The organism is Oscillatoria sp. HE19RPO (genome assembly GCF_024220515.1).
Classification (GTDB): domain Bacteria; phylum Cyanobacteriota; class Cyanobacteriia; order Cyanobacteriales; family Laspinemataceae; genus Laspinema.
In genome coordinates this window covers 1-6,986 of sequence record NZ_JAMXOT010000406.1, presented here as the reverse complement: position 1 = coordinate 6,986, position 6,986 = coordinate 1, and the positions used below count along the sequence as shown (strand labels likewise).

The following is a 6,986-nucleotide window of genomic DNA, read 5'->3' as shown; positions in this document are numbered from 1 at the left end:
GCTAAGAAAAGAACAGCCTCGCAGGCTGAAGCCTGGAGCTATACGGACAAAGCCCGCCTGCGCGGGCTAAGAAAAGAACAGCCTCGCAGGCTGAAGCCTGGAGCTATACGGACAAAGCCCGCCTGCGCGGGCTAAGAAAACTTGAATTTTTGACCTGTCTGCGATCGCAGGCAGGTTTTTTTTAGCACCCCACCACCGACGCCCTCATACCCAATCCGATCATAAAAAACTTATTTTACTCTTCAGCCTGCGGAGGCAGGCTTCGTCCGTATAGCCCCAGGCTTCAGCCTGCGGGCACCTCTTCAGCCTGCGGGCACCTCTTCAGCCTGCGGAGGCAGGCTTCGTCCGTATAGCCCCAGGCTTCAGCCTGCGGGCACCTACCTCTTCAGCCTGCGGAGGCAGGCTTCGTCCGTATAGCCCCAGGCTTCAGCCTGCGGGTTTTGCCCTTAACCATCCAAACGGGTGATCTTTTAAACATTGCCAACCATTGGATCCGGATGAACCGAGTTCTCAAACGAAGAGGATCACGGAGATTTGATATCCAAGTTTTAAATGATACCTATGTGCCAGTTGTCAATGCGGAGTGGATGGAATCAACCACTTTCTCGACCGTCCACCCGTAAAACCTTAGCCTTATGGCGATCGCAACCGGAAAAGAACAGACAGTGGTGCATCCTGTCCCGTTGCAGCAGTATGCCGGTTTAGAAAGAGGGATCTTCTCCCCACCAAAGTCCGCTCAATCTTGGGACAGTCTAAGTGTAGACAGCGCAGGGAGCAAAGCAAGAGGCTCAACCGACAAGCGACCCTCTCCTCCTTTCCCCCAATGTCTGCGGTTCTTTAGTCCGGTGCGTTACCCGAGGCAAAACTCATGAACGTTAAACTAGCCAACTCGTCCAATTCCCGGAAAAACGATGCTCAAGTTCCTGCTACTCCGCAGATGACCGCAGGCACTCCTCAAGTGGAGAGCCAATCAGGAGACCCCACCGAAGAACCCATCCTGATCCTGGGAATGGACACGGAACAGTTGAGTGAGCAAATCCTTGATGAACTCAGCCAAAAGCTCAAAAGCGGCTCGAAAAGCGCCCAAGACGTAGCCCTACGGATTGCCAAAGAGGTAGAACGGATTTGCAAAAAGAGTAATCGGATTCAAAATTCTGGTGAAGTGCGCTCCTGGCAAATTACTCTGGCGCGCCATCGCTTACAAAAGTCTCTCCATTACTACAAGCTCGGTTCTCGGCAAGGTCGGGTGGACCTCCATGCTCAACTCAGCTCGATGGTTTACCGTCATGTTGCTCACCTGCACTCTCGTCTGAGCTTCCAAGCACGATACACCTTAATCGAAGATTTCTTGCAAGGGTTCTATATTGAGGTGCTGCGGGCCTTCCGTCGGGAACATGAAATGCCCTTAACCTACACCCCTCGGACTCAGTTAGAACTGGCAGAGTATATGGCCTTTACGGAACATTACGCCAAGCGTCGGATTACCCTCCCAGGTCGCTACAATCAACAACTGATTGTGCTGCGTGCTCAAGGGTTCGCCCAAGGTCAACCCCCGGAAACTCTGGTGGATATCGAACAGGCGATCGAGTTTCCCAAGGGTGAAGATGCTGAGGTTCAAAGTCGCTCTTATGCAGCACAGCAGGTTCGGGAAAAAATGATTGCTGAGATGGTGGACCCAGCGGAGGCAGTGTTGCGCGATCGCGTGATTGCTGAGTTGATTCAATATCTGGAGTCTCAAGGTCAATCGGACTGTATCGATTACTTGGTCCTGAAACTGCAAGATTTAGCCGCCCCGGAAATCGATGAAATCCTTGGTCTGAGCGCACGTCAGCGGGATTACCTACAACAACGGTTCAAGTATCATGTCGAAAAGTTCGCTCGTTCTGGACATTGGAAACTGGTCCATCAATGGCTCGGTGCCGACTTGGATCAAAATCTGGGAATGCCCTTGCAGCAGTGGGATAATTTCCTCGGAGACCTTTCCGAAGAACAGCAACAGCTTTTAAAACTGAAGCGCTCTGGGGCCAGTGATGCTGAAATTGCCCAAGAGATTAAATGCACTCCCAAACAGGTCCAAAAGCGGTGGTCGGCACTTCTGGAAAAAGCGTGGCAATCTCGTAATACTGAATCTCAGGAGAAGTGATTCCCTGTGCTAATCATTACTAGGTTCCCGAATCATCGGTCTCTGTTCACGAGCGATCGCTCAATTCACAGGTGGGGGACCGGCAGACACCCTCCGACTGCCGCCTCTGTTTCCCCCCCCTTCCCAATTTCTCGGTCCCGTTTTAGGCTCAATAGGGATCCGGTCCCTCGACTCCCCGAGCATATTCCCTGGATAACCAAGCCCCTAGCTTGGTTATTTTTGTGGAGTTTCTCCGGTTTAGGTCATCCCAAATTCGGTTGTCAAAACCCAGTTTTCTCTTGAGCCCGCGCAGGCGGGCTTCGTCCGTATAGCCCCACCCTTGAGGGTGCGGGTTTTTACGAAGAATATCGTTTATAACCCCGGTTTCTTGAGAAAAGTTAGGCCAATTCGCCACAAATTAGGGCCAGAAACCCGGTTTCTTATCCCCGGAATTTATACCTATTGGACCTTGCTAAACCCAGGGATTTGGGTTGAATCTTTCCGCTTTCATCCGTCGTCTGTGGTTAATTGTCGATTCATAATTCAGGCTTTTCCCTGACATATTTAATCATTTTTTAATTTTTTGGTGATGACTCGATTCAGACTGTTAAAATATGTAAAGCAAATTCTCGCGCTCGTCAAGATCGACTTCTAAATTCATAAGCGTTCGTTGCGAGTGCTCCGGGTTCAGGACTATATCGCCCTTCCCTTCCGATCGCCGACCCTAGATGCCGACATCGAGATGAACTGCCGAAGGTGACGTTTTGCCGTCAACCCTGGCCTTTTCAGGGTGTGTTGATGTTCAACCCAAACACTCACCAACAGGACTTACGCATTTCATCTCAATGTAGGGTTGATTCGCGAATCAACCCTACATTGAGGACTTGAACTCAAATATTGCGTAAGTCTTGACCAATTTACGAGGTAGTTATGACGCTCTTAGTCTCTCAACAGTCTATTTCAACTCAGCCTGCCGCCCAGAACAAAGCGGCACTAGGTCGCGTGTTTCAGGCGATCGACGCTGATAGTTGCCCGACTGCTTATAATTTTCATCTCCATACCGTCTGTTCCGATGGCAAGTTACGCCCGGAAGAAGTGATGGAACAAGCTATCTGCATTGGTCTCAAAGGGCTGGCAATTACGGATCATCAAAGTGTCAAAGGCTACTACGCCGCTCAACGCTGGTTAGATGAATGGTGGATCGACCACTCCCCTTTATATCAAAGTGACAGAACCGTTGCTGAACTGCCTCAAGCCCCCCAACTCTGGACTGGGGTCGAAATTAATGCGAGTCTCCTGGATGCGGAGGTTCATATTCTGGGGTATGCCTTCAATCCAGAACATCCTCGGATGCAACCCTATCTTCAAAGTCACGTGGTCAAGGGTCCCGATTATCAAGCCGGTGAAGTGATTCAGGCCATTCAAGCTGCCGGTGGATTGGCGGTTTTAGCTCACCCGGCGCGGTATGCCAAGCGATCGCCCGAGGACCTGATTCCCGCAGCCGCCTCTTTGGGCATTGATGGCATCGAAACCTATTATGCCTACAAAAACCCCAACCCCTGGAAACCCAGCCCCAAACAAACCGCCAAAGTTTATGAGTTAGGTGCCACCTACGGATTATTAAATACCTGTGGCACCGATACCCACGGCTCTAATTTGCTCTTACGTCTGTGATCCAATCAAGAGAAGCACCCAGGCAGAGAATCCTCCTGTTCTCTGCCTCAGAACCCACCGGCTAACACAACAACAGCCATTGTCCCCAAACTCATCAAAATCATTAACGCGGCCATCATTAAGACTTGTCCCAAAGGTGAGGAAATTTGTGCAACTTTCATAAGTTTTAGGTCTTTTTTCTTATTGTTTGTTGAAGTAATGGCTCAAACGTTAGCAAAAATTTTCGGCAAAATGAGAAATTATGACCAGTTTTTAAAGAAATGTAACTTTTCTTAATCTTTGGCCGATCGCCGATGGTGATTCCTAGGGTTGAAGTCAATCACCGGCAACGACCCATTGGTCCCTATTCGGTCAGACCATGTTCCAGAGCATACCGCACTAATTCGGTGCGGCTGTTGGTGCCGGTTTTGCTAAACAAACGGCTGACATATTTTTCAACATTGCGGACGCTGGTATCGAGATTGCGGGCGATTTCCTTGTTCATCAGTCCCTTGGCGACTAAATCCAAAACACTTTGTTCGCGAGGGGTGAGGTCAATTTTGATGGGGGGTGGGGTTTGGGCAATGGAATGCCGTCCCGATAACATAGACTTAATTTCCCCAATTTCCCGGGCTAAGGAAGCTAAATCTGGGGCTTCTCCCTCTCCACTGGCAGCGGCGCGACGATCTAACAGGTTGCGGACGATCGCCACTAATTCATCGGGGTCAAAGGGTTTGGAGAGATAGGCATCACAACCGGCTTGATAGCCTTGGATGCGATCGCCTGTCATCCCTCTGGCGGTTAAAAATATCACCGGCATCACTTTAAATCGGGGGTCTTCTCTCATCCGCTTGAGAAACTCAAATCCATCGACTTGAGGCATCATCAAGTCTGTAATCACTAAATCCGGATGTTGCTGTTGCAGCAAATCCCATCCATCATTGGCATTACTCGCCACCTGGACGGAAAATCCTTCATCTTCCAGATAGGCTTGCACCGCTTCCCGTAATCCGGGTTCATCATCGACAAGGAGGAGTTGAGCTGACATCCTGAAATCTCCTAAAGAGGTTACTGCTTTTAACTTTAGCGAAATTTGGGGTCAGATTGGCGGCGAGGGTTGGGATTGTGGGGTTTTAGGGGGGTGGGGATTGGGTTGGGGAGGGGAAACGACTGATACCAAATCCGGTTGTTAAAAGTCGGTTTTCGCTCTTTAGCCCGCGCAGGCGGGCTTCGTCCGTATAGCCCCAGGCTTCAGCCTGCGGGTTTTTACAGACCTACGAACAAAAGAGGATAACGACTGAAGTCGTTACTACGAACAAAAGAGGATAACGACTGAAGTCGTTACTACGAACAAAAGAGGAGAACGACTGAAGTCGTTACTACGAACATTAGAGGGATTTTCTTTGGGTTCTGTGCCTCCGGATGAACGGTGTTAGCGAAGGTATAGGGAATAATCTCTGTCGGGTTGTACCGGCGTTTACCACTTTTTGCGATCGAGAGCGCACATTATGAATAATAAACAAGAACGGTATTACGATATCATCGGATTTGGGGATGAAGTACCCGGCGTTTTGGCGATGGTAGCGGCAGCGAGAGAGTATCGCCGTCAGACGAAAAAGTATCCCAAGATGTTGTTAATGTCTAAGGCAAATGCTGGAGAAGGCATTGGCGGTCATTTGATTCGTGGGAAATTATCTTATCTCGATCGCTCACAGATTGATCGGCAGCTTCAAACCTCTCTGAATCTGAATACATTTGGTGCGCCTTCTGCTCTGTATCAGGAGTTTTTAAAACGGGCGGGGGTGGTGCAAATTGCTCTTGACCCTGACAAGGGCGATCGGGCTTTGAGGGAGATGCTTCGAGAAGCCGGGGTGGCGATTCTCAGCGAGGTAAAAATCGCATCGGTGGTTAAATCTGGTCCTAATTTGACCAGTATTCTCACCAGTCGCGGTGAAACTTATACAGCCAAACAATTTATTGATTCTACCGTGAATGCGGAACTCGCACAAGCGGCAGGGGCGAAAAAGTCTCAAGGATTTGGAACTTTTGGGTTACCGGATTCTGAACTGCCGGTGACGTTGGTGTTTGAAACCGAAGGACTGAGTATTCAGCGCCTGAAAGAGATAGAATTAATCTATCTGAAACGGTTTAGAAATTTAGCAGATACGGAAGCGCAGAATTTCCTCAAGTCTGCGGCAGGATTTGATGAGCGCCAAGCTGAATTATTGCGGCAGGAGTTGGTGGATTCCCACGGGAATTTAAAAACCTTGTGGGCGGGGAAAGATTATATTGATATTCGCTGTAATGCGTTATCCATTGCCTATCATTCGTTCCGAGGTAAAAAGTTATCCCTGTATGACAGTGGGGCAATTTTAGACCGAGGAAATGTGGCAATTTTATCTGGCGATCGCCTCTCTTGGAATGCGTTGATGATTGCAGTTACCGGCAGCGAAGCGGAGACTCTGGCTAACAATGGCGGGAAACCGACTCCGGCAATGTTGGAGGAGATGAAATTTGTTGAGCAATGGTTTAAGAGTATTGGGGCGAAAAAGGTAACCCCTGCCTCGGAATTGTACATCCGACACGCGGGAAATATCACCGAGGCGATCGAGCCTTTAAGCGGTGCGGAAATGTTAGCCGGTGGCGTTCCCAAATCTGAGGCATTAGCAACCTTTGCCTATCATTTTGATGTGCGCGGTGGAATTCCTGGCATTGGCAATAAAGCCCTCGCCAATGGGTTTGTCAGTACCCTGTTTAGTAAGCCAATTTTTAATGTCGGCATCCGTCACGCGCAGTTGAAATCTGTGCGGAATTTAGCGGTTGTTAGTCCCGCTTCTGGTTTTGAGGGATTTGCTTCCGCAGCGGGACGAATTGTGGAATACAATGCGGCAGTGGGTCATGGATTAGGCATTGCGGCAACCTTAGCATTGTTAAGTAATCGAACCCTGGCGGATATTTCTAATCAAGAGGTGCGTTCGGTTCTGGTTAATGTGGGAGAATTACCGCCCATTTTCGGGAAAACTTCGGCACCGGATCTGGCTCAATTGCAACAATTTGAATCGGCGATCGCCTAAGGGTATTGCAACAAATAAATCACCCAAATGCGATGCTTAAGGAACTAAAAAGACGTTCTTAGCCCGCGCAGGCGGGCTTCGTCCGTATAGCCCCACCCTTGAGGGTGTGGGTTTTTGGGTATTTTATTTTTTGGAGT

At 49.4% G+C, this 6,986-nt stretch carries 5 protein-coding genes; 4 read left to right on the top strand and 1 reads right to left on the bottom strand.

The annotated features are described in order from the left end of the window. The first annotated feature begins 561 nt into the window (after positions 1-561). The 3 genes from NG833_RS28015 to NG833_RS28005 all read left to right on the top strand — a co-directional run bounded on the left by NG833_RS28015 (position 562) and on the right by NG833_RS28005 (position 3,796). Entirely contained in the window at positions 562-705 is a 144-nt protein-coding gene (locus tag NG833_RS28015; RefSeq protein WP_254568553.1) for a hypothetical protein, read from the top strand. 304 nt (positions 706-1,009) lie between these two features. Continuing rightward, on the top strand, positions 1,010-2,143 hold the full coding sequence (locus NG833_RS28010) for a HetZ-related protein (protein ID WP_375293971.1): 1,134 nt from the start codon (positions 1,010-1,012) through the stop codon (positions 2,141-2,143). A 909-nt stretch (positions 2,144-3,052) separates the two neighbouring features. After that, positions 3,053-3,796 (top strand): PHP domain-containing protein, encoded by a 744-nt coding sequence (locus tag NG833_RS28005; RefSeq protein ID WP_254568551.1) that lies wholly within the window; start codon positions 3,053-3,055, stop codon positions 3,794-3,796. Positions 3,797-4,139: 343 nt separating this feature from the next. On the opposite strand, the gene NG833_RS28000 is transcribed toward NG833_RS28005, so the two are convergent. Continuing rightward, entirely contained in the window at positions 4,140-4,823 is a 684-nt protein-coding gene (locus tag NG833_RS28000; protein WP_254568550.1) for a response regulator transcription factor, read from the bottom strand. A gap of 460 nt (positions 4,824-5,283) precedes the next feature. Between NG833_RS28000 and NG833_RS27995 the strand changes: the two genes are divergently transcribed. Continuing rightward, positions 5,284-6,849, top strand: coding sequence for an FAD-dependent oxidoreductase (locus NG833_RS27995; protein WP_254568549.1), 1,566 nt, complete (start codon positions 5,284-5,286; stop codon positions 6,847-6,849). The last annotated feature ends 137 nt before the right edge of the window (positions 6,850-6,986 follow it).

Bases quoted from the DNA above. Each gene is read 5' to 3' on its own strand.
- NG833_RS28000 (WP_254568550.1), bottom strand. From the start codon at position 4,823: ATGTCAGCTCAACTCCTCCTTGTCGATGATGAACCCGGATTACGGGAA.
- NG833_RS28015 (WP_254568553.1), top strand. From the start codon at position 562: ATGTGCCAGTTGTCAATGCGGAGTGGATGGAATCAACCACTTTCTCGA.
- NG833_RS27995 (WP_254568549.1), top strand. From the start codon at position 5,284: ATGAATAATAAACAAGAACGGTATTACGATATCATCGGATTTGGGGAT.
- NG833_RS28010 (WP_375293971.1), top strand. From the start codon at position 1,010: ATGGACACGGAACAGTTGAGTGAGCAAATCCTTGATGAACTCAGCCAA.
- NG833_RS28005 (WP_254568551.1), top strand. From the start codon at position 3,053: ATGACGCTCTTAGTCTCTCAACAGTCTATTTCAACTCAGCCTGCCGCC.